The sequence below is a fragment of the Rhodococcus oxybenzonivorans genome (genome assembly GCF_003130705.1).
Taxonomy (GTDB): Bacteria; Actinomycetota; Actinomycetes; order Mycobacteriales; family Mycobacteriaceae; genus Rhodococcus_F; species Rhodococcus_F oxybenzonivorans.
The window spans coordinates 5,071,716-5,093,181 of the sequence record NZ_CP021354.1 but is presented as its reverse complement, the minus strand read 5'-3'; the positions used below and the strand labels follow the sequence as shown (position 1 = coordinate 5,093,181).

Sequence of the window (21,466 nt, the reverse complement as noted above, 5' to 3'; positions counted from 1 at the left end):
TGTCGGCAGCAGGCAAGTATGTGGAGGTGGCCGTATGGCGTGGCGTCGGGTGTCGTTGGTAGGTTTGAGCATTGGTGCTGCTCTGACGCTCGCAGCATGTGGGGGTTCGTCCGAGGCGGTGGCTCCGCCGACGACCACCACCACCACCGCAGCGCCTGTGACTACTACCACCACCACGGTTCCGCCTGTCACGACCACCACGACCACGATCGCGCCGACCACGACGACGGAAGCTCCGACCACCACCCTCGTCGACGTTCCGTACGAGCACAACGAGTCGTACTTCTTCACCTCCCCGGACGGCGCATTCCAGTGCGGCATCATCAAGCTGCCGAGTCGCACGGAGGCGGGATGCCAGGGATCGACCAGTCCGGTCCCGCCGCGGCCGGCAGACTGCATGGTCGACTGGGGCCACGGCATTCGCGTCGAGAACGAGGGTGAGGGAGCGTTCATGTGTGCCGGCGGCCTCGTGTACACCTCGGGCGATGCCGAACCTGACCCGGTGTTGCCTGCCGGATCCAAGCTCACCGAACTCGGTTACTCCTGCAACACCACAGCGACCGCTGTCACGTGTGTCAACGACGAGACGTCCCACGGATTCACGGTCTCACCCGACTCCAACGAGACGTTCTGATTTCATGATTGGCGCAGAGGTGGGTTCACTTCCGGTCCTGGCCGAGTCGGGCGAGCCGGGCCCTACCGAGTGGGGCGAGAATACTCACGGTGTCGGTCCGTGGACGGAAGAACACGACGTACCGGTCCCGACGGATCCCCGCTACGATCCCGAACTGCTGGCCGGCGGTGACCGACGGAACGTGGTCGACGCCTACCGCTATTGGACACGTGAAGCCATCGTCGCCGACATCGACAGCCGGCGCCACCCGCTGCATGTGGCGATCGAGAACTTCGGGCACGACGCCAACATCGGCACCGTGGTGCGGACGGCCAACGCCTTCGCCGCCTCGGAGGTTCATATCGTGGGACGGCGGCGCTGGAACCGGCGCGGGGCGATGGTCACCGATCGGTACCAGCACGTCAGACATCACTCGAGCATCGACGAATTGGTCGAGTTCGCGCGTGAGGAGGGTCTCACGATCGTGGCCGTGGACAACACGCCGGGCTCCGTTCCGCTCGAAACCGCGAGCCTGCCGCGGGACTGCATGCTGCTGTTCGGTCAGGAGGGTCCCGGAGTCACCGACGAGGCGAAAGAGGTTGCAGCCATGACCGTATCGATTGCGCAGTTCGGTTCCACGAGGAGCATCAATGCGGGTGTCGCGGCAGGCATTGCCATGCATGCGTGGGTGCGCGAGCACGCCGACCTCGGTCGGGCGTGGTAGCGGATCGCCCGGAGACTAGGCAAGATCAACCCTCATGCAGGACGAGTGGTCGGCACGCGCCGACGCCGCTGAAGAAGCGGTGGCGAGCAGGCATCTTCGCCGGCTGTGGGGCCTTCCGGGCACCACGCTGGGCGTGGTGGCCTGGCCGGCGGTCAAACGTGAACGGTTGTTCGTCAGTTGGCATTACTGGTGGCAGGCGCACCTCATCGACTGCGCCGTCGACGCACTCGAACGCGACCCCACTCCGCGTCGCCGCCGTCGGATCGTGAAACTCGCTCGCAGTCACCGCCTTCGGAACATTACGGGCTGGACCAACGATTATTACGACGACATGGCGTGGCTGGGCATCGCGCTCGAACGCGCGCAGCGCACGCACTTGATCGACAACCGGAATGCGGTGCAGACACTCGAATCCCAGCTGTTCGATGCCTGGGATCCCGACGGTGGCGGGCTGCCCTGGCGCAAGGGCTCGGATTTCTACAACGCTCCGGCCAACGGCCCGGCCGGAATCATACTGGCCCGCACAGGCAAACTGTGGCGGGCGCAGGCCACCGCGGATTGGATCGACGACACGCTGCTGGACGAGAACACCGGCCTCGTCATCGATGGGATCCATCGCGGCGGTGAGGCCGAAAGGGTCATCTATTCGTACTGCCAGGGGGTCGTCCTCGGGCTCGAAACCGAGCTGGCGGTGCGTCTCGGTGCGCCGCGGCACCGAGGCCGCATTCACCGGCTGATCGACGCCGTCGACGAGCACCTGGCTCCAGGTGGGGTCATTCGCGGCGGTGGCGGGGGAGACGGGGGTCTGTTCAACGGTATCCTCGCCCGCTATCTCGCGCTGACTGCGGTGATGTTGCCCTGGGAGGACCATGACGACATCCGCGCGCGGGAGATCGCAGCGCAGATCGTGCTCACCTCTGCAGAAGCTGCGTGGGAGAACCGCTTGCAGATCGAGGGTCAGCCCTTGTTCGGCGCCGACTGGGGCAAGCAGGCCCGGCTTCCCGGTCTCGGCAGGAATATCGCGGCGTTCACCGGGGGGACGGTGCGTTCGTCCGACATCCCCGAGCGCGACCTCTCCGTCCAGTTGGGTGGCTGGATGCTGATGGAGGCGGCGCACGCGGTGTCGGCCGCCGGGTATCCCCGGCGGTAGTGCGTTTCGATCACACGAAACTTAACCGTGGGCAGGCGGTTTCCGCGCTGCTAGACATCTCGGTATGTCAGATCAACAGCGGCAGCTGAGTCTCAATGCGTTCATCTATCCGGCCGGGCACCACGAATCGGCCTGGCGTCACCCGCTGACGTCACCGGAGCGGTTGTTCGACGTCGACTACTTCCAGGAGATCGCCCGCACCGCGGAGGCGGCGAAACTGGATGCACTCTTCTTCGCGGACGGTCCCGCGCTGCGTAGCGATGCCGGGCACGGCGCGGCCGGAGCGCTGGAGCCGATCACCTTGCTGACGGCGATCGCCGCAGTCACGGAGCGGATCGGGCTGATCGCCACCGCGTCCACGACGTACTTCGAGCCCTACAACCTCGCGCGTCTGTTCGCCTCCTTGGACCACATCTCGAAGGGCCGGGCCGGCTGGAACATCGTCACCACCGGAACGGATCTGGCGGCGGCGAACTTCGGCCTTTCCAGTCATCCCGACCACGCCGATAGATACGCGCGGGCACGCGAGTTCGTCGATGCGACGGTCAAGCTGTGGGACAGCTGGGAAGACGACGCCATCGTTCTCGACACGGACAGGGGCGTCTACGCCGACACGTCGAAAATTCATGAGATCAACTACGTCGGACGCCATCTGCGGGTCCGCGGACCGTTCAACGCGCCGCGCTCGCCGCAGGGTTACCCCGTGCTGGTACAGGCGGGTGCGTCGAACGAGGGCCGCAGCTTCGCAGGGCAGTACGCCGAGGCCATCTTCACTGCGCATCAGCGACTGTCGGACGGGCAGGCGTTCTACGCAGACATCAAGCGACGTGCGTCGCAGTTCGGGCGCAACCCCGACCACGTGAAGATCCTTCCCGGAATCAGCCCGTTCATCGGCGACACCGAGGCGCAGGCAAGGGATCTCGAACGCGAATTCAACGAGCTGACCTCCCCTGAGTACGGCCTCGCCCAGCTCGAGAGCATCACCGGAACTCAGGTGCGCCACCTCGACCTCGATGCCCCCGTGCCCGCCGAGTTGTTCGGCGACGCCGGCGACGTGACGGACAACCAGCAGAGCCGGTTGCAGGTGGTCGCAGGCATCGTGCAGCGGGAGCGTCCGACGCTGCGAGGACTGCTGCATCGCCTCGCGGGCGCGCGAGGACACCGAGTGTTCGTGGGGACGCCGGTGCAGGTGGCCGACACCATCGAAGAATGGTTCACCCAGGGCGCAGCCGACGGCTTCAACGTAATGCCCCCGTACTACCCGGGAGGTCTCGATGTGTTCGCCGAGAAGGTGGTGCCGATCCTGCAGGAGCGGGGTCTGTTCCGCACCGAATACTCGGGTACGACGCTGCGGGACCACTTCGGGCTGGAACGTCCGGCCAGCCAGTACGCGCAGACGTCGGGGCAGGGTGGCCCTCTAGTCCCGTCCTTCGTCCGATGCCACCGCGTTCTGTCCTGTAGACGACAGTGGCATCGGGTGGAGTGGCTGCCCGAATCGCTCGTTGATGAAAACAGTTATCATTTCCGAATGACTCGTCCACTTCCTGTCACCGTCCTGTCCGGCTTCCTCGGCGCGGGCAAGACCACCCTTCTCAACCACATCCTCGCCAACAGGGACGGCCGGCGTGTCGCCGTGATCGTCAACGACATGAGCGAGGTCAACATCGACGCCGCCCTCGTCGCAGGGCAGGGACATCTCGATCGGACGCAGGAGAAGCTGGTCGAGCTCACCAACGGCTGCATCTGCTGCACGCTCCGCGAGGACCTGATCGAGGCGGTCGCCCGCCTGGCCGAGGAGGGACGGTTCGACTACCTCGTCATCGAGTCGACGGGCATTTCGGAACCCATGCCCGTCGCCGCCACGTTCGACTGGGAATTCGAGGACGGCTTCAGCCTCGGCACGGTCGCGGCGCTCGACACCATGGTGACAGTGGTGGACGCGTCGACGTTCGTCGGTGAGCTCGCGAGGGGGTGAGCGCCTCGACGAGCGGGCCCTCGAGGCGGGAGAGGGCGACGAGCGCAGCATCTCCGACCTACTCGTCGACCAGGTCGAGTTCGCCGACGTGATTCTGCTGAACAAGACCGATCTGGTCAGCGAGCGCACAACCGGCACGGTCGAGGCCCTCCTGCGCAGACTCAATCCGACGGCGAGACTCCAGCGCACCACGCGTGGTGTGGTCGACCTGGCCGACGTTCTCGACACCGGTTTGTACGACCCGGAGTCGGCTGCCCTGGCGCCTGGGTGGGCGGAGGAGCTTGCGGGCGGCCACACACCCGAAACGGAGGAGTACGGGATCCGAAGTGTCACCTACCGGGCGACGCGGCCGTTCCATCCCGCACGGCTCGAACAGGCGCTGGGCCAGTTCACCGGACTGCTACGAAGCAAGGGGTTCTGCTGGATAGCGAGCCGCCCGGACCTTGCGGCGATCTGGTCGCAGGCGGGACCCAATCTGGTGATCGAACCGGCGCAGTTGTGGTCGGCCGCAGACGAGACGCCCGGTCAGGAGATCGTCTTCATCGGTGTCCGGCTCGACCCGGAGGCGCCTGCCCGCATCCTCGATCCGGCACTCCTCACCGACGACGAATGGGCGTCCGGTCCGGCCGAGTGGGTGCATTTCGACGACCCGCTGCCCGAGTGGGAAGCGGTGCATCAGCACTAGTCGAGAACTTCCTCGACTTCCACCTCTTCGGGTGGACGGGCCATCTCCTGGCGGTAGTGCCAGATGCCGACCGCAGTTCCGATCACCAGCAGCGCGACCATGCCGCCCAACACCACCGGCATCAGCCACGACACCCGGTCGAGGAAGGAACCGCAGTAGAACCCGATGAGCAGCAGCACCGGCGCCCAGAACACAGCGCCGATGCTGCTGGCGACGGTGTACTTGGTGTGGTTCATCTTCGCTGCCCCCGCAACGAGTGGGCAGAGGGTACGCACCCACGGGATCCACCGGGCGATGAGCACAGCCCAGAACCCGTGCCGTTCCAACAGGATGTTCACTCGGTGGAGGTTGGCGTAGTTGAGGTACTTGCCGCCCTTGCGCGCCAAGATGCGGTTGCCGGTGCGGTGCCCGATGACGTACCCCACCTGATTTCCGCAGATCGCGGCGACCATCGCGCCGACCGACAGGGCCCACACGTGACCGGCCCCCGACTCGTGGCCGGCGAGCACGATGCCCGCGGTGATCAGCATCGAGTCACCCGGCAGGAAGAGCCCGAGGATGACGGCACATTCGATGAAGACGAACGCCAGCACGATGACCCACACCAGCGCGGGGCCGGCGGAGACGAGGGGCCCGAAGGTGCCAGATGCCGATACGACCATGGTCAGCGCATTGCCTCGATCTCGATCAGGAGGGATCGGTGGGGGTGGAGACGGGCCGCGCGGCCTCGGGAGCAGGCGTCTCTCCCCGGCGGGCCTTGAGAACACGCTTGCCGACCTCGATGATGATCGGGAGCACCGACACGAACACGATCAACAAGAAGATGATGTCGACGTTGTCACGGATGAACTCGATCTGACCGAGCAGGTATCCGAGCAGCGTGACGCCGGCGCCCCAGAGGATGCCGCCCACCACGTTGTACGTCAGGAACAGCGAATACTTCATGCGCGATGCGCCCGCGACCACCGGTGCGAACGTGCGGACGATCGGCACGAAGCGGGCCAGGATGATTGTGATCGGGCCGTGCTTCTCGAAGAACGCGTGCGACTCGTCGATGTACTTCTTCTTGAAGAACCGGGCGTCGTTGCTCTTGAAGAGCGCCGTTCCGCCCTTGCTACCGATGAAGAAGCCCACCTGGTCGCCGAGAATCGCGGCAATCGGGATCAGGATCAGCAGGACGCCGATGGGAGCGAACGGCTCGATCTCGGCCGACTTCGACGCCGCGATGAGGCCCGCGGTGAAGAGGAGGGAGTCGCCGGGAAGGAGCGGGAACAGCAATCCCGACTCGATGAAGACGACCAGGAGAAGTCCGACGAGCACCCAGGTGCCGAAGGAGTTGAGGAGGTTCACCGGGTCGAGGAACCCCGGCATCAACGCGAGGTTGGTCACGGAATCCGATGCTGCCTGCACAATCACGGCCCTCAGCGTACCGGCGTATGCGCGGAGTATCGGAATACTGCAGGTCAACGATTCCTGACCGGGTCTCGGACAGCCCGGAATCGAGGTGCCACGACAGCCACCGGGCGACGTAGGCTACCGGTATTGCCATACTGCTAGGACCACATCGCGCGCTGCGCTGATTGCGTGCGCCGAAATCGACACGTTTATGGAGGACTGCCGCCGTGCCAATCGCGACTCCCGAGGTCTACGCCGAGATGCTTGGTCGAGCCAAGGAGCACTCCTTTGCCTTCCCAGCCATCAACTGCACTTCGTCCGAAACCATCAACGCCGCAATCAAGGGATTCGCGGATGCGGGCAGTGACGGCATCATCCAGTTCTCGACCGGTGGCGCGGAGTTCGGTTCAGGTCTGGGCGTCAAGGACATGGTGACCGGTGCTGTCGCGCTCGCCGAGTTCGCACACGTGATCGCCGCGAAGTACGACGTCACGATCGCCCTCCACACGGACCACTGCCCCAAGGACAAGCTGGACGGTTTCGTCCGGCCGCTGCTCGAAATCTCTCAGCAGCGCGTCAGCGCCGGCCGCAACCCGCTCTTCCAGTCCCACATGTGGGACGGCTCGGCCGTTCCGATCGACGAGAACCTCGAGATCGCCAAGGAACTCCTCGCTATCTCCAAGGCCGCGAATATCATCCTCGAGGTCGAAATCGGCGTCGTCGGTGGTGAAGAGGACGGTGTGGAAGCCGAGATCAACGACAAGCTGTACACCAGCCCCGAGGACTTCGAGAAGACCATCGACGCTCTGGGCACCGGCGAGAACGGCAAGTACCTGCTGGCAGCGACCTTCGGCAACGTGCACGGCGTCTACAAGCCGGGCAACGTGAAGCTGCGTCCCGAGGTGCTCGAGACCGGCCAGAAGGTCGCCGTCGCGAAGCTCGGCCTGCGGGACGGCGCCAAGCCGTTCGACTTCGTCTTCCACGGCGGGTCGGGTTCCCTGAAGTCGGAAATCGAGGAGGCGCTGAGCTACGGCGTCGTCAAGATGAATGTCGACACCGACACCCAGTACGCCTTCACCCGTCCGATCGTCGGCCACATGTTCAGCAACTACGACGGTGTGCTGAAGGTCGACGGCGAGGTGGGCAACAAGAAGGTCTACGACCCGCGCAGCTACCTGAAGAAGGCCGAGGCCGGGATGACCGCCCGTGTCATCGAGGCCTGCAACGACCTCAAGTCCGCGGGACGCTCGGTCTCGGGATAGGCCCTTCGGGCTCGTGCGCCTTTCTGGTAGTTACCACTACCAGAAAGGCGCACAGTCGTTATCGGGGGTCGCAGACCTTCCAGGTGCCGTCGACCTTTTCCAGGTCGAACGTGCGCCACGACTGCTCGTTCGGGTTGGCGGCGGTATGCGCCTTCACCTGGGCGATGGCGGTGTCGCCGGTGATCTGGACGGCGTCGACCTCGCCGACCACCGGAATGTTCTGTTGAGTGATCGCGACCTGATGGACCTCGGCGAAGTCCTGATCCGAGATGCCCTGGTAGTACTCGGCGAGACCGCCACAGGTGCTGGTGCGCAGGGTCGCGAGATCGCCCTGGGTGAGCGCCGCCACGAATGTATCGATGGTGCCCTGTACCTGCGCCTCGGGTGAGTTCTCGGCCCGATTGTTGTTGTAGACCACCACACCGGCAACGGCAATGGCGGCGATCACGAGGACGCCTGCGGCGATCGCCGCCATGAGCCAGGCCTTGCCATGCTTCCTGGCCGCGGGCGCTGCGGGCCGGACCCGCTGCGGGGCGCTCGGCTGGGTCGGGAGCACTCGCTGGGGCGCCGCTTTGGGCGTGGGTGGCGGAGAAGCGGGCGGCGGAGTCGGACGCGTCGCCGGTGGCTGCTGGGCGGATGCCGCTGGTCGGGGCGGGGCCGCCGGCTGGGGACGACCGGGCTGCTGGGCCTGTGCGGGGCGGGGCGGCGGCGGCGTCTGCGGTACGGGGGACTTCGTGACCGGGATGGCGACGGTCTCGGTGTCGGCGGGATCCGCCTTGCCGGGTTCCTTCTTCCCCTGCCCGTTCGCACCCTTCACAGCCTGCGGCGGGGATTTCGGGTGCATCTTCACCGTGGCCGCATCAGGTTTTTCCGGCGGACGCTGCTCCTGTGGACGCTTCTGCGTCGGGATCGCCTTCGTCACCGCCTCGGACGCGGCGCTGTCGGGGGAGGACTGTGCCGACTCGGGAGTCTTCGCAGAGGGTGTGGCGGACGGCGTGTTGTCGGCCGGCTTCTTCGCGTCGGGTGCCGGGGTCCCGGCGGCGGCCTTGTCGGTACCGGCGGTGACCGGCCGTGCCTTGTCGGTGTCGGCGGTGACCGGCCGGGCGGTCTCGGTCGCCGGTGTATCCGTAGTCGGCTTCTCGGTCGGTTCGTCTTTCTTCGGGTCCTGCACGCGTTGCCCCTCGGTCTGCAGAGAAATGAACGTTGGACCGAAGCCTAACGACAACGTGCGGCAATGCAGACCACCACAGGGCGCTTCGCCTACGGGGCGGGGCAGAGGAGCAGTCCCGCCGGGGGCACAATAGGCGCATGACCTCTTTCGGTGACCTTCTCGGACCCCAGCCCACGCTGCTTCCCGGTGACGACGAGGCCGAGTCGGCCCTGTTGAACCACGAGGAACCGGCTTCCGTGGCGGCCGCACACCCCACCGCCTCCATCGCGTGGGCGTATCTCGCCGAGGCAGCTCTCGACGCCGGCGAGACGATCGCTGCGTACGCCTACGCACGCACCGGATACCACCGTGGCCTCGACCAGCTGCGCCGCAACGGCTGGAAGGGTTTCGGCCCCGTTCCCTACAGCCACGAACCGAATCGTGGTTTCCTGCGCTGCGTCGCCGTCCTCGCGAAGGCCGCGAAGACGATCGGCGAAACCGACGAATACGCCCGTTGCCTCGACTTGCTCGAGGACAGCGACCCCCGAGCCGCCGAAGCGCTTGGCCTCGGGTAGCGCGGTCACCGCAGCGCCGGTCCGAGTTCGGAACGGACTGAAGACTTCGGCTCAGCGGCTGCGAGTGTCGGCGCTGCCGATCCTGCAGTGCGCCGTCGCGGCGGGTGCCTCGTGGTGGGTTGCCACGGTGGTGATAGGTCACACGTCCCCGTTCTTCGCGCCGATCGCCGCGGTGGTGTCGCTGGGACTGTCGCTCGGCGCGCGGCTGCGTCGATCGGTCGAGCTCGTGGCCGGTGTGACCATCGGGATCGGGGTCGGAGACCTCCTGATCGCGTTCATCGGCAGCGGTACCTGGCAGATCGCCCTCGTGGTGGCCTTGGCCATGACCGCGGCGGTGCTCCTGAACAGCGGCCCGGTCCTGTCGATGCAGGCGGGTAGTTCCGCTGTTCTCGTCGCAACTCTGCTACCACCCGGTGGCAATGCGGGTGTCAATCGCATGGTGGACGCACTGACCGGTGGCCTGGTGGGCATCGCGGTGGTGGCGTTGATTCCCACGCATCCCGTGGGCCGGGCGCGGCGCCACGCCGCGGGGGTCCTCGGAACGGCCGCCGAAGTGATGCAATTGGTGGCGGACGGCTTGGTCGCCAACGACGACAAGCCCATCGAGGAGGCACTGCGGAAGGCGCGAGCCACCCAGTCGTCCATCGACAACCTGCGCACGCACCTCGCGGGCGGCCGGGAGGTCAGCCGTATCTCGCCGCTGTACTGGAACACCCGCGGCAGACTCGAACGCTTGAGCGCCGTTGCCGACCCGCTCGACAACGCTCTGCGCAATATTCGTGTCCTGGCCCGGCGTTCGCTCACTTTGGTACGTGACGACGAGATCCTCAACCCGCGACTGGTCGACCAGGTCGAGAAATTGGCCCAGGCCATCGAAACGCTGCGCCTGATGGTGCTCGCAGACCCCGGTCAGCAACCCGACCAAGCCGAGGCTGCTCGCGTGCTCCGGTCGGTGGCGTCCGGACTCAAACCGGAACTGGTGGAGAATGCAGGTCTGTCGGCCACCGTTGTCTTCGCCCAGATCCGTTCGCTCACCGTCGATCTGATGCAGGTGGCAGGGCTGAAACGTATCTCTGCCATCGCGCATCTGCCCCCGACAGTGCAGAAGCCGGCGTACCGTCCGGAACTCTGAGATCTCAGCGGTCACGGATGAGAGCGTGGAAGCCAGCGAATACGACGTACGCCGCTGGCCGCGACCGGAACTGTGCCGGGATGGCCGGAAGAGCGGTCGATCAGGCCTGGTGGGAGACCTATCGGAGCTGGCTCGATCGCGCCGCCCGGGACGCAGGCAACGGCTGAGTCGACGTGGTCGCCGACATGACGCTGTTGATACACATGCACAAGTACGCATATGATCGGCAGAACTTCGGGAGGAGCTCTACACATGGGAGTCGGCCACGGTCATTCGCACGGCCACACGCAAGGCGGGGGTGAGGTAGGGCCATCCAAGGGGCGGGTCCGTCGTATGGCGATAGCGCTCGTCATCCTCCTCGCGTTCCTCGTCCTCGAGGCGGGAGTCGGCCTTACGGTCAATTCGCTGTCGCTGCTTGCCGACGCCGGGCACATGCTCACCGACGTCGTCGGCATGGCAATGGGTCTCGTCGCGCTCGTGCTCGCGCGCAAGGGCAGCGCCGCCGCCGCACGCACCTTCGGCTGGCACCGCGCCGAGGTGCTGACCGCAATGGCCAACGCCGCAATGCTTCTCGCCGTCGCGGTATGGGTGTTCTACGAGGCGATCTCCCGCATCGGCGACGCACCCGACCTCCCCGGTCTCGCACTCGTCCTCACGGCTACCGCCGGTCTGGCCGCGAACCTCGTCGTCATGCTCATGCTGCGGGCCGATTCCAAGGACAGCCTGGCCGTGCGCGGGGCGTACCTCGAAGTTCTCGCGGATGCGGTCGGCAGTGTGGGTGTCCTCATTGCCGGTGCCGTCGTGATCGCGTTCAACTGGACGTACGCCGACATCGTCGTCGGTGTCCTCATCTCCCTGTGGGTGGTGCCCCGCGCACTGAAACTCGCCGCCGCATCGCTGCGGATCCTCACCCAGGCGAGCCCCGCGGACGTCGACGTCGAAGCAGTGGAAGCCGACCTGGCGGCAGTCCCCGGCGTCATCGGCGTGCACGACCTCCACGTGTGGACTCTCACCACCGGCATGGATGTGGCGACGGTGCACCTCACCACGGAATCCGACTCGGCTCTCGTCCTGGAATCGGCCCGCACGGTCCTCGAAACGCACCAGCTCTCACACGCCACAGTGCAGGTGGAATCCACGGCGAACGGACGCCACTGTGAAAAGAACGTGACCTGGTAAGCGAGAGGATGGTTGGTTTCTTTCCGCTAACAATCGTGGCGTCCGCGCAGTCGGCGGGTCAGACTTACCGGAACAGGTGCCGCCTCACAAGGGAGCCAGATTCATGTCCACTCTCGGAGCGCTCACGAAATCCGCAGCAGCCGTAGCCATCGGTGCGGTCGCCCTCCTCGCCGCGCCCGCCGTGGCGTCGGCCGCGCCGTTCATGCCCGATCCGTTGGCGAATTGCAACGCCGAAGCATCATTCGATGTGGAGCGAGACACCGATACACAGAAGATCGAGTGGGAATTCGAAGGGCCAGAGAATGCCACCACCGACGCTCAGGTGACTTACCTGAATATCGGTCAGGCCGGCCCCACCATCGGATCGTCGGGCCCGCTGGTGAATGACAAGGACGTGGAGCGGGATCTGCCGGGCTTTACCGCACACCTGATTCCCGGCGGAACCTATGACCCGGACGGCACCAAGGGGCAGGCCGCAACCTGCGCCCTCGGTTTCGGTTTCGCCGTCACGCAGTGAACCGCTATTTGGTGAAGCGGGTGACGCCCCGACCCGGCTTCCACAGGTCGACGTAGAGGTGTTCGCCGTCGACGGTGGTGAGTACCACCTCGTCGACGGCGAGTTCGAAGACGTCTGCCTCGCCGATCTCGTCGGGATAGTGGTCGACAATCTGCTGTTTCCGCTCGCCGACTATCTCCTCGGCGCGGCCGCTGATCTTCGCGTCGCCGCCCTCCATGGTGTGGTGCCCGGGGTTGCTGTGGAGGGCGAATCGCGGGTCGCGCCGCAGGTCGAGCACCTTTCGTGCTCCCACCATCGAACCGAGCAGCAGCGTGCCCTCGTAGAACTCGACTTCGGTGCCGCTGACTCTGGGTGAGCCGTCTTTGCGGACGGTCGCGAGAACGTGGTGTTTGTGTGCCTCGAAGCGGGCGATCACGGCTTTGGCGAGGTCGGGCGCTTCGGTCTCGAACTGTGTCCAGTGCGTCATGTACGTCAGTGTGCGCGCCTATCCCTGACACCTTCTGTCAGTCATTTTCTCTAGACTCGGGCGATGCGTTCGAGTCGGCTCGTCGAACTGATGCTGCGGCTGGAGGGCAGCCGCGGTGTCACGGCTGGGCAGCTGGCCGAGGAGCTGGGTGTCTCGGTGCGCACGGTGTACCGGGATGTCACGGCGCTGTCGGCGGCGGGCGTGCCGCTCTGGACCGAAAGTGGTCCCGGTGGCGGTATTCGGTTGCTCGACGGATGGCAGTCGAAACTCGGTGGGATGACGGGGGCGGAGACGTCGGCGTTGATGCTGCTGGGTGTGCCTTCGCTCGCCGACGACCTCGGTCTGCGTGAGGTGACCGCGGCGGCGCAGTCGAAGTTGCTGCACGCGTTGCCTGTTCCGCTGCGGGCAGGTGCACAGTTGTGGCGTGATCGTCTGTACGTCGACGTGCCGGGATGGTTCACGCCACCGCGCGACAACGAGCATCTGCCCGACGTCGCCACCGCGGTGCTCGAGGGACGGCGCCTGCGTATCGACTACAGAAAAGGTGCCGACGTGGTGACGCGGACGCTCGATCCACTCGGTCTGGTGGCCAAGGCGGGTGTCTGGTACCTGGTTGCGCAGCATCGCAGCAGAATTCTGTCGTACCGGGTGTCCCGGATCAGTGACGCCACGGTCCTCACGGAACAGGCACTGCGGCCGGAACAGTTCGATCTCGGTGCGTGGTGGTCGGCCTCCGTCGCGGAATTCGATCGCTCGATGCTCCGGTTCCGGTGCCGGGTGCGCCTGTCACCGCGGTCGTGGCGTCAGTTGCCCCGGATCGTGGGTGTGGAGGCTGCGCGCGTCGAGGCGGGACCTCCCGACGAGGACGGTTGGGTGGCCATCGACCTGGTGCTCGAGGCCGAGGACGTGGCTCTCGAACAGTTGACTGCGCTGGGGGCAGGGGTCGAGGTACTCGAACCTGCGTCGCTGCGGGCGGCGTTGCGCTACACCGGTGAGGCGATGATGAACCGCCACCGGTGACGCGCAGCCACACCTCTACCCGAGGCGCTCGATCAGCGTCGCGTTGGCGAGACCGCCGGCCTCGCACATGGTCTGCAGACCGTATCGCGCGCCGCGCTGCTCCATGGCGTTCACCAGCGTGGTCATGATGCGCGCCCCGCTGGCACCGAGCGGATGACCGAGCGCGATCGCGCCGCCGTGAACGTTCACTCGCTCGAGGTCGGCGCCGGTCTCGGCCGCCCATGCGAGGACCACCGATGAGAACGCCTCGTTGACCTCGAACAGGTCGACGTCGGCGATGTCGAGCCCGCTGCGCGCCAGCACCTTACGGGTGGCCGGGATGACCGCGGTGAGCATCATCAGCGGATCGTCACCGGCGACGGCGAAACTGTGCAGTCGAGCCAGGGGTGTCAATCCGAGCCGGCCCGCGATCTCCGACGTCGTGATCATCAGGGCGGCGCTCCCGTCCGAAAGGGGACTGCTGTTGCCCGCGGTGATCGACCAGTCGATGTCGGGAAACCGATTCGCATAGTGCTCGCTGTGGAAGGCGGGACGCAGACCGGCCAGGACATCGAGTGTCGTATCCGGACGGATCCCTTCGTCGACACCGAGTTCCGGCAGGACGACGAGTTCCTTCGCGAAGTTCCCCGCGCTCGCTGCCGTCGCGGCCTTCTGATGACTGCGTAACGCGAACTCGTCCAATTGCTGTCGGGACAGTTCCCAACGGGCGGCGATGAGTTCGGCGCTGATGCCCTGGGGAACGAGGCCGTCGGGGTAGCGGCGCTCGAATCCCACGCCCAGCGACTCCCGGCCGACCACGTTCGAGCCCATCGGGACCCGGCCCATCGACTCGACACCGGCCGCGACCACGATGTCGTAGGCCCCGGACAGCACACCCTGCGCGGCGAAGTGAACTGCCTGCTGACTACTGCCACACTGCCGGTCGACCGTGGTGCCCGGCACGGACTCGGGATAACCGGCGGCGAGAAGTGCGGTGCGGGTAAGGTTCTGGCCCTGATCGCCCACTTGCGTCACGGTGCCGCCGATGACGTCGTCGATGAGTGCGGGATCGATACCCGTGCGCTCGACGAGGGTCGACAGACTGTGTGCGAGGAGATCGACGGGGTGCACATTGTGGAGGGCCCCTGAGGGTTTGCCCTTGCCGATCGGTGTGCGGACGGCCTCGACGATGACGGCGTCTCTCATGGGAGTTCCCTTTCTCTGTGCTGCTGAGCCGTGGGTGGCGATCAGGGGGTGAGGATTCTGCGGAGCTGACGCGCCTGACCTGCGAGGTGTCCTGTGGCGGTGCGCAGTTCGGTCTCGTCGACGCACGAGTCTTCGGTGGCCCAGACCGTGCGGTGGCGCAGGTGGTACCACCCCTCCCGTGAGTACTTGTTAACAGTGGGCTGTTGATAAGTACTCACGGGGAAGTGGGCACTGAACTCGACGGTGGGGATGGCTACCGGCGCGTCGAGTACGGCGAACAACCCCGGCGGTAACGCGTCGAGTAGTACCGCCGCGCGTTCGGAAGGGCTGAAATCGATCGATGAGAGCAGACGAATCCACACCTCGAACTCAGGGTCGGCGCCGCCGGCGAAGGGACGTGCCGAGTTGATCGGGCGGATGTCGAGGTACTGGGCGAAGGGCATGTAGTCGGCCGGAATCGCCAGGGGTGTGAGGACTTCCGGATCTTCGTCGCCGAGGTCGGGCGCATCGTGAGGCCACGTGATGGCGCTGGGCGTTCGGGTGAGGCGGATCAGGGCACCTGCGGAACCGGGCATCGATACGCGGACACTCGGTGTCCGCCCGCCGTGCACGACCTCGACCTGATGGTCCACCGGGCCCGGTACCACGGGCCGGGTGAAGTGGGCCGAGACGGTAACCGGTGTCGCGGCCGTCTCGGCCTCGGCCGCGTGCAGCATCGATGCGACGACGAGCCCGCCGTGCATACCGCCGAAACCACGCCAGGTGGAGTCGAATTCGGTGGGGAAAGCAAGTGCGGTCAACGGGGTCATGCCGGTACCTTTACGGTGAGTGGGTTCTGGGAATTCATGCCGATGGATGTGGCCGCCGCACCGACGCCGACTGCGGCGATCACCCACCAGGCGACGATGAAGGCAGAGTGGGTGTCGTCGTAGCCCACGGTGGTGCCGAGGACCGCCACGAGCACGCTGACCCCGATCACGGTGCCGATTTGCCGATTCATGTTGACGATCGCACTGCCGGTCGCCGACCGGGACTGCGGAAGCCCGGCAGTGGCGGACGAGAGAATGGTGGGGAGTGCGAGGCCGACGCCTACTCCGCCGACCAGCAATCCCGGAAGGAATTCGGTGACGTAGTGGGGCTCCGCCCCTACCGACGCCAGGATCAGTAGCGTGCCCGCCGCCCACACCAGACTTCCCGCAGCGGCAATGGTGCCGGGGGAGAACCGGCGGGCGAGGAGCTGACCGGCGATCGCAAAGACCGGCACGAGGATCGGTCCGGGAGCGATGGCGAGTCCCGTCCTGATCGCCGAGTATTCCCACACGTTCTGCAGCCAAAGGATGTTCGACAGCAGTCCCGCCGCGAACGCTGCGCTGAACACCAGGGCGGTCGCGTTGGACCACGCGAACGTGCGCACCTTCAGCAGGGCCGGTTCGATGAGGGGTGCCCGGTGACGGCTGTTGCTCCACCAGAACAGGGCAAGGCAGGCGGCGGCGAGGGTGAAAGCGAGCGTGATCCGGGGGTCCCCCCATCCCCATTCCGGCCCCTGGACCATCCCGAGCGACAGTGCGCCGATCCCGAGAATCAGCAGGGCCGCCCCCATCAAGTCGAGTTCGGTGTCGGTGGCGGTGGGGCGGACGTCGGGCACGACACGGGTCGCGGCGATCAGGAGTGCGATTCCGATCGGAATGTTGATGAGGAACGCCCAGCGCCAGGAGGCCTCGACGAGGATTCCGCCGACGACGGGGCCGAATGCGGCGGCTGCCGCACCAGAGGCCGCCCACATGCGGACTGCGCCGGCGCGTCGTTCCGCGGGGACGGTTCCGACCAGCAATCCGAGGCTTGCGGGGGTCAGGGCCGCGGCGCCGACAGCCTGCAGCAGGCGGAAGAGGACGAGAAACCACAGGGAGGGGCTGAGCGCGCAGGCGGCGCTCGCAGCCGTGAACAGCGCCAGTCCCAGCATGAATCCGCGCCGGTGACCGATGCGATCCGCCCACCGGCCGAGTGGAACCAGTAGTGCCGCATAGACGATCGCATAGCCGTTGAGTACCCAGCTCAGGTCGCCGAGGGAGTAACCGGGGTAGCTGGCGGCGATGTCGCCGAGGGCGATGTTCACGACGAAGAGATCGAGGCTCGCGACGAACGGGGCGCCACACAGGACGAGAAGGAGAGGACGCAGACGGATATCCCCGTGCACCTGACTGCTGAATACCATAGCCAGCAATGTACACCTGGCTTTGCTTTTTGCAAGTCAGCTATCATGGTGGCATGAATGCGGCACGACTGGACGGCTTCCTCGGCGATCGCGACACCTGGCGGGCCACGCACTGCTCGATCGGAAAGGCGATGGATGTAGTGGGCACGCGTTCGGCCATTCTCATCCTCCGCGAGGCCTATTACGGGACCACGCGGTTCGACGACTTCGTCCAGCGTGTGGGGGTCACCGAGGCGGTGGCGGCGGCGCGCCTGCGGGAACTCACCGCGGAAGGTTTGTTCGAGCGGCGGCCCTACAAGGAACCCGGACAACGAACCCGCTTCGAATACGTGCTGACCGAGAAGGGTCGCGACCTCCTGCCCGCCGTGCTGGCACTCATGCAGTGGGGTGACAAGTACCTGCAGGGATCACGCGGCGCGCCGATCGGACTGCGGGACGACGCGACGGGTCAACCCGTCCGCGTGGAGGTGCGCAGTCCCGACCGCGAGGTGCCGTTGACCGAATTGCGGTTGACGCCCAACTTCACCGAGGAGCAGGCTCGCCGCTCCCTGCCGTGAGTGCTTGTTAACAGCCCACTGTTAAGAAGTACTCACGGGGGGTACTCACGAAAGCCAGAAACGCATCAGGTAGTTGCCGTACTGCGCGTAGATCGCCGGCACACCGGACAGCTCGAACAGCCAGTAGATTCCGTCGAAGAACACGGTATTGATCGAAGGCACGAAGAGCAGGGCCACGAGGACGAGCAGTCCGTAGGGCTTGTACTGATCGACGGACCGGCGGGTCCGCGGCGGAAGGGAGGGCTCGAGTGCGCCGTAGCCGTCGAGGCCCGGAACGGGGAGCAGGTTGAGTACCGTCGCCATCACCTGCAGGAAAGCCAGGAAGCTCAGGCCCGTCCAGAACACCCGATGATCGCCGTCCAGGCCCCACCCGCGAATCACGGTCAGCAGGACCACTGCCGACACGAGGTTCACGGCCGGCCCCGCGAGCGACACCTTCGCCTGGACCTTCGGCGGGAACAACCCCGTCCGCAGGTAGACGGCACCGCCCGGTAGCCCGATTCCGCCGAGGGCGATGAACAGCACGGGAAGGCCTATCGACAGCAAGGGGTGGCTGTACTTCAGCGGGTTCAGGGTGAGGTATCCGCGCACCGCCACATCGGTGTCGCCGTTCCGCCACGCCGTGTACGCGTGCGCGAACTCGTGGAGGCACAGCGTCACCACCCAGCCGGCCACCACGAGGAGGAAGACCCCGACGTGGCCGACGACGGACTCGGCCCGGGCGCCCCACGCGAGTACTCCACCGGCGACGGCGGTGGCGACGACGACGAGGAAGACCGGGCTCGGCCGGACGGCGGTGGACCGCGTTCTGGGCAGGTTCATCGAACGAGCAACCACTCGCGGTCGTGACGGTAGAACGTCGACCGTTTCACCGCGCGCGGATTGGGCACGTCGTCACGGGTCAGCGCGGCGGCCGGCGACCCGAGTTGGACCGCGCGCCCCTCGATCCATCGACGCGGCAACCAGCGCCGCCGGGGTTCGATCGAGGCCCGCAGCCCGGGCATCCGTGGAGTGGGGGTGACGTGCATGTTGGTGGCGGTACCGGAGAACAGGCGGGTGTCGTCGACGTACGCCTCGCCGACCAACGGTTCACCGCCGGGCGCCGTCACGGTGGCGAGCCCGACCAGCGCGATGCCCGCGTCGTCGCGGATGAGAGGTACCGGCTTGGCCGTTCCTTTCAGTGCCGTGCGGGCGGCCCGTGCGCCCGCGGACAGGTGGTAGGCGTCGGTTGCCGGTGAGCTGTGTTCGGCGACGTAGGCGAGCTCGATATGCAACCGGTCGGTCCGCATCAGCCGGGTCAGGGTCGCGGCCAGTGCGGCATCGCTACCGACCACGATGAGCCGCGGATGCGTGACGACCTGGAGTTTGGAGAAGACCTCGTCGAAGTCGTCCTTGTCCGGCACGGTGGGGGCGCTCGACGCCGAGATCGACCCCAAGGGCAGGGGGAGCGGCACGTCACCGCATATGAGCACAACGGGGGTCAACGCCACTCCTCGCCCGGATATGTCCCGCTACGGCTGCCGCAGCTTTCCATCCGGCCATCCTAGTTGTATGCCCGCCACCGGCCCCGAAGCCACTCCGGTCGTACTGTGGGGTCTGTTCTCTGTGCGCTCGGCTAGACTGTTCCCCCGGCCACTGCCTACGAACGGCAGAACCACGCAGTCGGATACGACTGTACGTCGACCGTAGGAGACAACGTCATGCCGGCAATCGTCCTGATCGGCGCCCAGTGGGGCGATGAGGGCAAGGGCAAAGCGACCGATCTATTGGGCGGACGCCTGCAGTGGGTGGTGCGCTACCAGGGCGGAAACAACGCCGGACACACTGTCGTTCTTCCGAACGGCGACAAGTTCGCGCTGCATCTGATCCCGTCGGGCATCCTCACGCCGGGCGTCACCAACGTCATCGGCAACGGTGTGGTGGTGGATCCGGGAGTGCTGCTCACCGAACTCGCCGGACTCGACGAGCGGGGCGTCGACACCAGCAAATTGCTGCTCTCGGCTGACGCGCACCTGATCATGCCGTACCACGTGGCCATCGACAAGGTCACCGAACGCTTCCTGGGCGCCAAGAAGATCGGCACCACGGGCCGCGGCATCGGGCCCTGCTACCAGGACAAGATCGCCCGTGTCGGCGTCCGGGTGCAAGACGTGCTCGACGAGAAGATCCTCACCCAGAAGGTGGAGGCGGCACTGGAATTCAAGAACCAGGTGCTCGCCAAGATCTACAACCGCAAGGCGCTCGACCCGCAGCAGGTGGTCGACGAGGTGCTCGAACAGGCCAACGGATTCAAGCACCGCATCGCCGACACCCGGTTGCAGCTCAACGAGGCCCTCGAGCGTGGCGAAACGGTTCTGCTGGAGGGGTCGCAGGGAACTCTCCTCGACGTGGACCACGGGACGTACCCGTACGTGACTTCGTCCAACCCGACATCCGGTGGCGCGGCGGTCGGTTCGGGCATCGGACCCACCAAGATCACGACGGTGCTGGGCATCCTCAAGGCGTACACCACGCGAGTCGGCTCCGGTCCGTTCCCGACGGAGCTGTTCGACGAGCACGGTGAATACCTGGCCAAGACGGGTGGCGAGGTGGGTGTCACCACCGGTCGCGCCCGCCGCACCGGCTGGTTCGACGCCGTGATCGCCCGCTACGCAACTCGCGTCAACGGCATCACCGACTACTTCCTCACCAAGCTCGACGTGCTCAGCAGCCTCGACACCATCCCCATCTGCGTCGCCTACGACATCGACGGTGTACGGCACGAGGAAATGCCGATGTCGCAGACCGATGTTCACCACGCCACCCCCATCTACGAAGAGATGCCCGGATGGTGGGAAGACATCTCGCACGCACGCACCTTCGAGGAACTGCCGAAGAATGCGCAGAACTATGTGCTGCGCCTCGAAGAGCTGTCCGGCGCCTACATTTCGTGCATCGGTGTCGGCCCCGGCCGTGACGAGACCATCGTGCGCCGCGACGTGGTGCGCTGACCAGTCGGACTGAACGGTGACGCTGAACGGCTGTGACGTCGAACGGCTGTGACGTCGGTCCGGCCCGTGCGGTTGCTTCAGAACAGTACGGGGTCGTCGAATCCGGGTGCGTGTTCGAGGGCGAGTAGTTCGCGTTTGGTGAGGGTGCCGCTGCCCGCGGAGAATCCGCCGACCTTGTTTCCGGCGGCGAGGACGCGGTGGCAGGGGACGACGATCGGCAAGGGGTTGCGTCCGAGTGCCTGGCCGACGGCCTGCGCGGCGCCGGGTTTGCCGAGTGCTGCAGCCACCTCTCCGTAGGTGAGGGTGTCGCCCGGGTCGATGGCCCGGGCGATCTCGTATACGTTGCAATCGAACTCGGGGACTCCCTCGAAGTCGAGGTCGATCCAGCGCAGGTCGTCGAGTGCGCCGCCGAGGTGTTCCCGAATGGCGTCCAACGCCTGCTGGACCGGTGTGGGCGGTGAGTGCTCCACCGCACCCGGGAAGCAGCGTTCGACGCGGGCACGTGTCGCCTCGGGTGAACCCTCCGACAGTTGCACACCGACGATCCCGGCGGCCCTCCAGGCAATGGCGCACGTGCCGAGTGCTGTGTCGAACAGGCAGAATCCTGTGGTCACCAACCCAGTATGCGCCCCACATCCGACGTTTACCGTCTGTTGGCCACGGTTGGACATCCTCGAGG

21 protein-coding genes and 2 pseudogenes are annotated in these 21,466 nt (G+C 66.1%); 13 read left to right on the top strand and 10 right to left on the bottom strand.

Features of this window, described 5'->3' with window-relative positions:
* Positions 1–34: 34 nt before the first annotated feature.
* The 5 genes and pseudogenes from CBI38_RS23855 (at position 35) to CBI38_RS23835 (ending at position 5,147) form a co-directional block, all read left to right on the top strand.
* On the top strand, positions 35–634 hold the full coding sequence (locus tag CBI38_RS23855; RefSeq protein ID WP_109332761.1) for a DUF6636 domain-containing protein: 600 nt from the start codon (positions 35–37) through the stop codon (positions 632–634).
* Between the two features lie 4 nt (positions 635–638).
* Positions 639–1,337, top strand: a complete 699-nt coding sequence (locus CBI38_RS23850) for a TrmH family RNA methyltransferase (protein ID WP_109332757.1) — start codon at positions 639–641, stop codon at positions 1,335–1,337.
* A 34-nt stretch (positions 1,338–1,371) separates the two neighbouring features.
* On the top strand, positions 1,372–2,487 hold the full coding sequence (locus tag CBI38_RS23845; RefSeq protein WP_109332756.1) for a glycoside hydrolase family 76 protein: 1,116 nt from the start codon (positions 1,372–1,374) through the stop codon (positions 2,485–2,487).
* A 64-nt stretch (positions 2,488–2,551) separates the two neighbouring features.
* Positions 2,552–3,892 (top strand): annotated as a pseudogene (locus tag CBI38_RS23840) (LLM class flavin-dependent oxidoreductase); the annotation flags it as partial.
* A gap of 123 nt (positions 3,893–4,015) precedes the next feature.
* Positions 4,016–5,147: pseudogene (locus CBI38_RS23835) on the top strand (GTP-binding protein).
* Here the strand turns inward: CBI38_RS23835 and CBI38_RS23830 are convergent.
* Both CBI38_RS23830 and CBI38_RS23825 read right to left on the bottom strand, forming a co-directional pair.
* Positions 5,144–5,809 carry a DedA family protein gene (locus tag CBI38_RS23830; RefSeq protein WP_109332745.1) on the bottom strand — a complete coding sequence of 222 codons (666 nt, stop codon included), beginning with the start codon at positions 5,807–5,809 and terminating at the stop codon, positions 5,144–5,146. The pseudogene CBI38_RS23835 and the gene CBI38_RS23830 sit on opposite strands and share 4 nt — an antisense overlap.
* A gap of 25 nt (positions 5,810–5,834) precedes the next feature.
* Positions 5,835–6,518 (bottom strand): VTT domain-containing protein, encoded by a 684-nt coding sequence (locus CBI38_RS23825; protein ID WP_230990265.1) that lies wholly within the window; start codon positions 6,516–6,518, stop codon positions 5,835–5,837.
* A 251-nt stretch (positions 6,519–6,769) separates the two neighbouring features.
* Between CBI38_RS23825 and fbaA the strand changes: the two genes are divergently transcribed.
* Positions 6,770–7,804: a class II fructose-bisphosphate aldolase gene (fbaA, locus tag CBI38_RS23820; RefSeq protein ID WP_109332743.1), complete on the top strand. Its 1,035-nt coding sequence runs from the start codon at positions 6,770–6,772 to the stop codon at positions 7,802–7,804.
* A 58-nt stretch (positions 7,805–7,862) separates the two neighbouring features.
* On the opposite strand, the gene CBI38_RS23815 is transcribed toward fbaA, so the two are convergent.
* Positions 7,863–8,975, bottom strand: coding sequence for an Rv0361 family membrane protein (locus CBI38_RS23815; protein ID WP_109332742.1), 1,113 nt, complete (start codon positions 8,973–8,975; stop codon positions 7,863–7,865).
* A gap of 137 nt (positions 8,976–9,112) precedes the next feature.
* Here CBI38_RS23815 and CBI38_RS23810 point away from each other — a divergent pair, with 137 nt between their 5' ends.
* From CBI38_RS23810 to CBI38_RS23795, 4 genes are all read left to right on the top strand, one after another.
* Entirely contained in the window at positions 9,113–9,529 is a 417-nt protein-coding gene (locus CBI38_RS23810) for a DUF3151 domain-containing protein (protein WP_109332741.1), read from the top strand.
* Positions 9,530–9,593: 64 nt separating this feature from the next.
* Positions 9,594–10,661 carry an FUSC family protein gene (locus CBI38_RS23805; protein WP_109335308.1) on the top strand — a complete coding sequence of 356 codons (1,068 nt, stop codon included), beginning with the start codon at positions 9,594–9,596 and terminating at the stop codon, positions 10,659–10,661.
* A gap of 252 nt (positions 10,662–10,913) precedes the next feature.
* Positions 10,914–11,840, top strand: coding sequence for a cation diffusion facilitator family transporter (locus CBI38_RS23800; RefSeq protein WP_109332740.1), 927 nt, complete (start codon positions 10,914–10,916; stop codon positions 11,838–11,840).
* Between the two features lie 103 nt (positions 11,841–11,943).
* Entirely contained in the window at positions 11,944–12,357 is a 414-nt protein-coding gene (locus tag CBI38_RS23795) for a hypothetical protein (RefSeq protein WP_109332739.1), read from the top strand.
* Positions 12,358–12,361: 4 nt separating this feature from the next.
* Here CBI38_RS23795 and CBI38_RS23790 read toward each other — a convergent pair whose 3' ends face one another.
* Positions 12,362–12,823 (bottom strand): pyridoxamine 5'-phosphate oxidase family protein, encoded by a 462-nt coding sequence (locus tag CBI38_RS23790; RefSeq protein ID WP_109332738.1) that lies wholly within the window; start codon positions 12,821–12,823, stop codon positions 12,362–12,364.
* A gap of 63 nt (positions 12,824–12,886) precedes the next feature.
* Here CBI38_RS23790 and CBI38_RS23785 point away from each other — a divergent pair, with 63 nt between their 5' ends.
* Positions 12,887–13,843: a helix-turn-helix transcriptional regulator gene (locus CBI38_RS23785; protein WP_109332737.1), complete on the top strand. Its 957-nt coding sequence runs from the start codon at positions 12,887–12,889 to the stop codon at positions 13,841–13,843.
* Between the two features lie 15 nt (positions 13,844–13,858).
* On the opposite strand, the gene CBI38_RS23780 is transcribed toward CBI38_RS23785, so the two are convergent.
* From CBI38_RS23780 to CBI38_RS23770, 3 genes are read right to left on the bottom strand one after another with little or no spacing between them, the layout of a single operon-like run.
* The gene (locus CBI38_RS23780; protein ID WP_109332736.1) at positions 13,859–15,028 is read right to left on the bottom strand and encodes a thiolase family protein; all 1,170 of its coding nucleotides are present in this window, start codon (positions 15,026–15,028) and stop codon (positions 13,859–13,861) included.
* A gap of 41 nt (positions 15,029–15,069) precedes the next feature.
* Positions 15,070–15,837 carry a thioesterase family protein gene (locus CBI38_RS23775; RefSeq protein ID WP_109332735.1) on the bottom strand — a complete coding sequence of 256 codons (768 nt, stop codon included), beginning with the start codon at positions 15,835–15,837 and terminating at the stop codon, positions 15,070–15,072.
* A complete protein-coding gene (locus CBI38_RS23770; RefSeq protein ID WP_109332734.1) occupies positions 15,834–17,240 on the bottom strand; it encodes an MFS transporter in 1,407 nt (468 codons plus the stop codon). Before CBI38_RS23770 ends, CBI38_RS23775 begins: the two co-directional genes overlap by 4 nt.
* Positions 17,241–17,293: 53 nt before the next feature.
* On the opposite strand from CBI38_RS23770, the gene CBI38_RS23765 reads away from it, so the two are divergent.
* Complete coding sequence (locus CBI38_RS23765) at positions 17,294–17,797, top strand: winged helix-turn-helix transcriptional regulator (RefSeq protein ID WP_109332733.1); 504 nt, start codon at positions 17,294–17,296, stop codon at positions 17,795–17,797.
* Between the two features lie 45 nt (positions 17,798–17,842).
* Here CBI38_RS23765 and CBI38_RS23760 read toward each other — a convergent pair whose 3' ends face one another.
* Together CBI38_RS23760 and CBI38_RS23755 are read right to left on the bottom strand one after the other, a co-directional pair.
* Entirely contained in the window at positions 17,843–18,619 is a 777-nt protein-coding gene (locus tag CBI38_RS23760) for a site-2 protease family protein (protein ID WP_109332730.1), read from the bottom strand.
* On the bottom strand, positions 18,616–19,269 hold the full coding sequence (locus CBI38_RS23755; protein WP_109332729.1) for a hypothetical protein: 654 nt from the start codon (positions 19,267–19,269) through the stop codon (positions 18,616–18,618). The genes CBI38_RS23760 and CBI38_RS23755 overlap by 4 nt, the downstream gene beginning before the upstream one ends.
* 228 nt (positions 19,270–19,497) lie before the next feature.
* Here CBI38_RS23755 and CBI38_RS23750 point away from each other — a divergent pair, with 228 nt between their 5' ends.
* On the top strand, positions 19,498–20,787 hold the full coding sequence (locus tag CBI38_RS23750) for an adenylosuccinate synthase (protein ID WP_109332728.1): 1,290 nt from the start codon (positions 19,498–19,500) through the stop codon (positions 20,785–20,787).
* Positions 20,788–20,864: 77 nt separating this feature from the next.
* On the opposite strand, the gene CBI38_RS23745 is transcribed toward CBI38_RS23750, so the two are convergent.
* Positions 20,865–21,458, bottom strand: coding sequence for a methylated-DNA--[protein]-cysteine S-methyltransferase (locus CBI38_RS23745; protein ID WP_204164811.1), 594 nt, complete (start codon positions 21,456–21,458; stop codon positions 20,865–20,867).
* Positions 21,459–21,466: the final 8 nt, after the last annotated feature.

What these genes read in the sequence shown, in the direction of transcription:
- CBI38_RS23855 (WP_109332761.1), top strand. Translation starts at nt 35, where the DNA reads ATGGCGTGGCGTCGGGTGTCGTTGGTAGGTTTGAGCATTGGTGCTGCT.
- CBI38_RS23850 (WP_109332757.1), top strand. Translation starts at nt 639, where the DNA reads ATGATTGGCGCAGAGGTGGGTTCACTTCCGGTCCTGGCCGAGTCGGGC.
- CBI38_RS23845 (WP_109332756.1), top strand. Translation starts at nt 1,372, where the DNA reads ATGCAGGACGAGTGGTCGGCACGCGCCGACGCCGCTGAAGAAGCGGTG.
- CBI38_RS23830 (WP_109332745.1), bottom strand. Translation starts at nt 5,809, where the DNA reads ATGGTCGTATCGGCATCTGGCACCTTCGGGCCCCTCGTCTCCGCCGGC.
- CBI38_RS23825 (WP_230990265.1), bottom strand. Translation starts at nt 6,518, where the DNA reads ATGCCGGGGTTCCTCGACCCGGTGAACCTCCTCAACTCCTTCGGCACC.
- CBI38_RS23810 (WP_109332741.1), top strand. Translation starts at nt 9,113, where the DNA reads ATGACCTCTTTCGGTGACCTTCTCGGACCCCAGCCCACGCTGCTTCCC.
- CBI38_RS23800 (WP_109332740.1), top strand. Translation starts at nt 10,914, where the DNA reads ATGGGAGTCGGCCACGGTCATTCGCACGGCCACACGCAAGGCGGGGGT.
- CBI38_RS23795 (WP_109332739.1), top strand. Translation starts at nt 11,944, where the DNA reads ATGTCCACTCTCGGAGCGCTCACGAAATCCGCAGCAGCCGTAGCCATC.
- CBI38_RS23790 (WP_109332738.1), bottom strand. Translation starts at nt 12,823, where the DNA reads ATGACGCACTGGACACAGTTCGAGACCGAAGCGCCCGACCTCGCCAAA.
- CBI38_RS23785 (WP_109332737.1), top strand. Translation starts at nt 12,887, where the DNA reads ATGCGTTCGAGTCGGCTCGTCGAACTGATGCTGCGGCTGGAGGGCAGC.
- CBI38_RS23780 (WP_109332736.1), bottom strand. Translation starts at nt 15,028, where the DNA reads ATGAGAGACGCCGTCATCGTCGAGGCCGTCCGCACACCGATCGGCAAG.
- CBI38_RS23775 (WP_109332735.1), bottom strand. Translation starts at nt 15,837, where the DNA reads ATGACCCCGTTGACCGCACTTGCTTTCCCCACCGAATTCGACTCCACC.
- CBI38_RS23770 (WP_109332734.1), bottom strand. Translation starts at nt 17,240, where the DNA reads ATGGTATTCAGCAGTCAGGTGCACGGGGATATCCGTCTGCGTCCTCTC.
- CBI38_RS23765 (WP_109332733.1), top strand. Translation starts at nt 17,294, where the DNA reads ATGAATGCGGCACGACTGGACGGCTTCCTCGGCGATCGCGACACCTGG.
- CBI38_RS23760 (WP_109332730.1), bottom strand. Translation starts at nt 18,619, where the DNA reads ATGAACCTGCCCAGAACGCGGTCCACCGCCGTCCGGCCGAGCCCGGTC.
- CBI38_RS23750 (WP_109332728.1), top strand. Translation starts at nt 19,498, where the DNA reads ATGCCGGCAATCGTCCTGATCGGCGCCCAGTGGGGCGATGAGGGCAAG.
- CBI38_RS23745 (WP_204164811.1), bottom strand. Translation starts at nt 21,458, where the DNA reads ATGTCCAACCGTGGCCAACAGACGGTAAACGTCGGATGTGGGGCGCAT.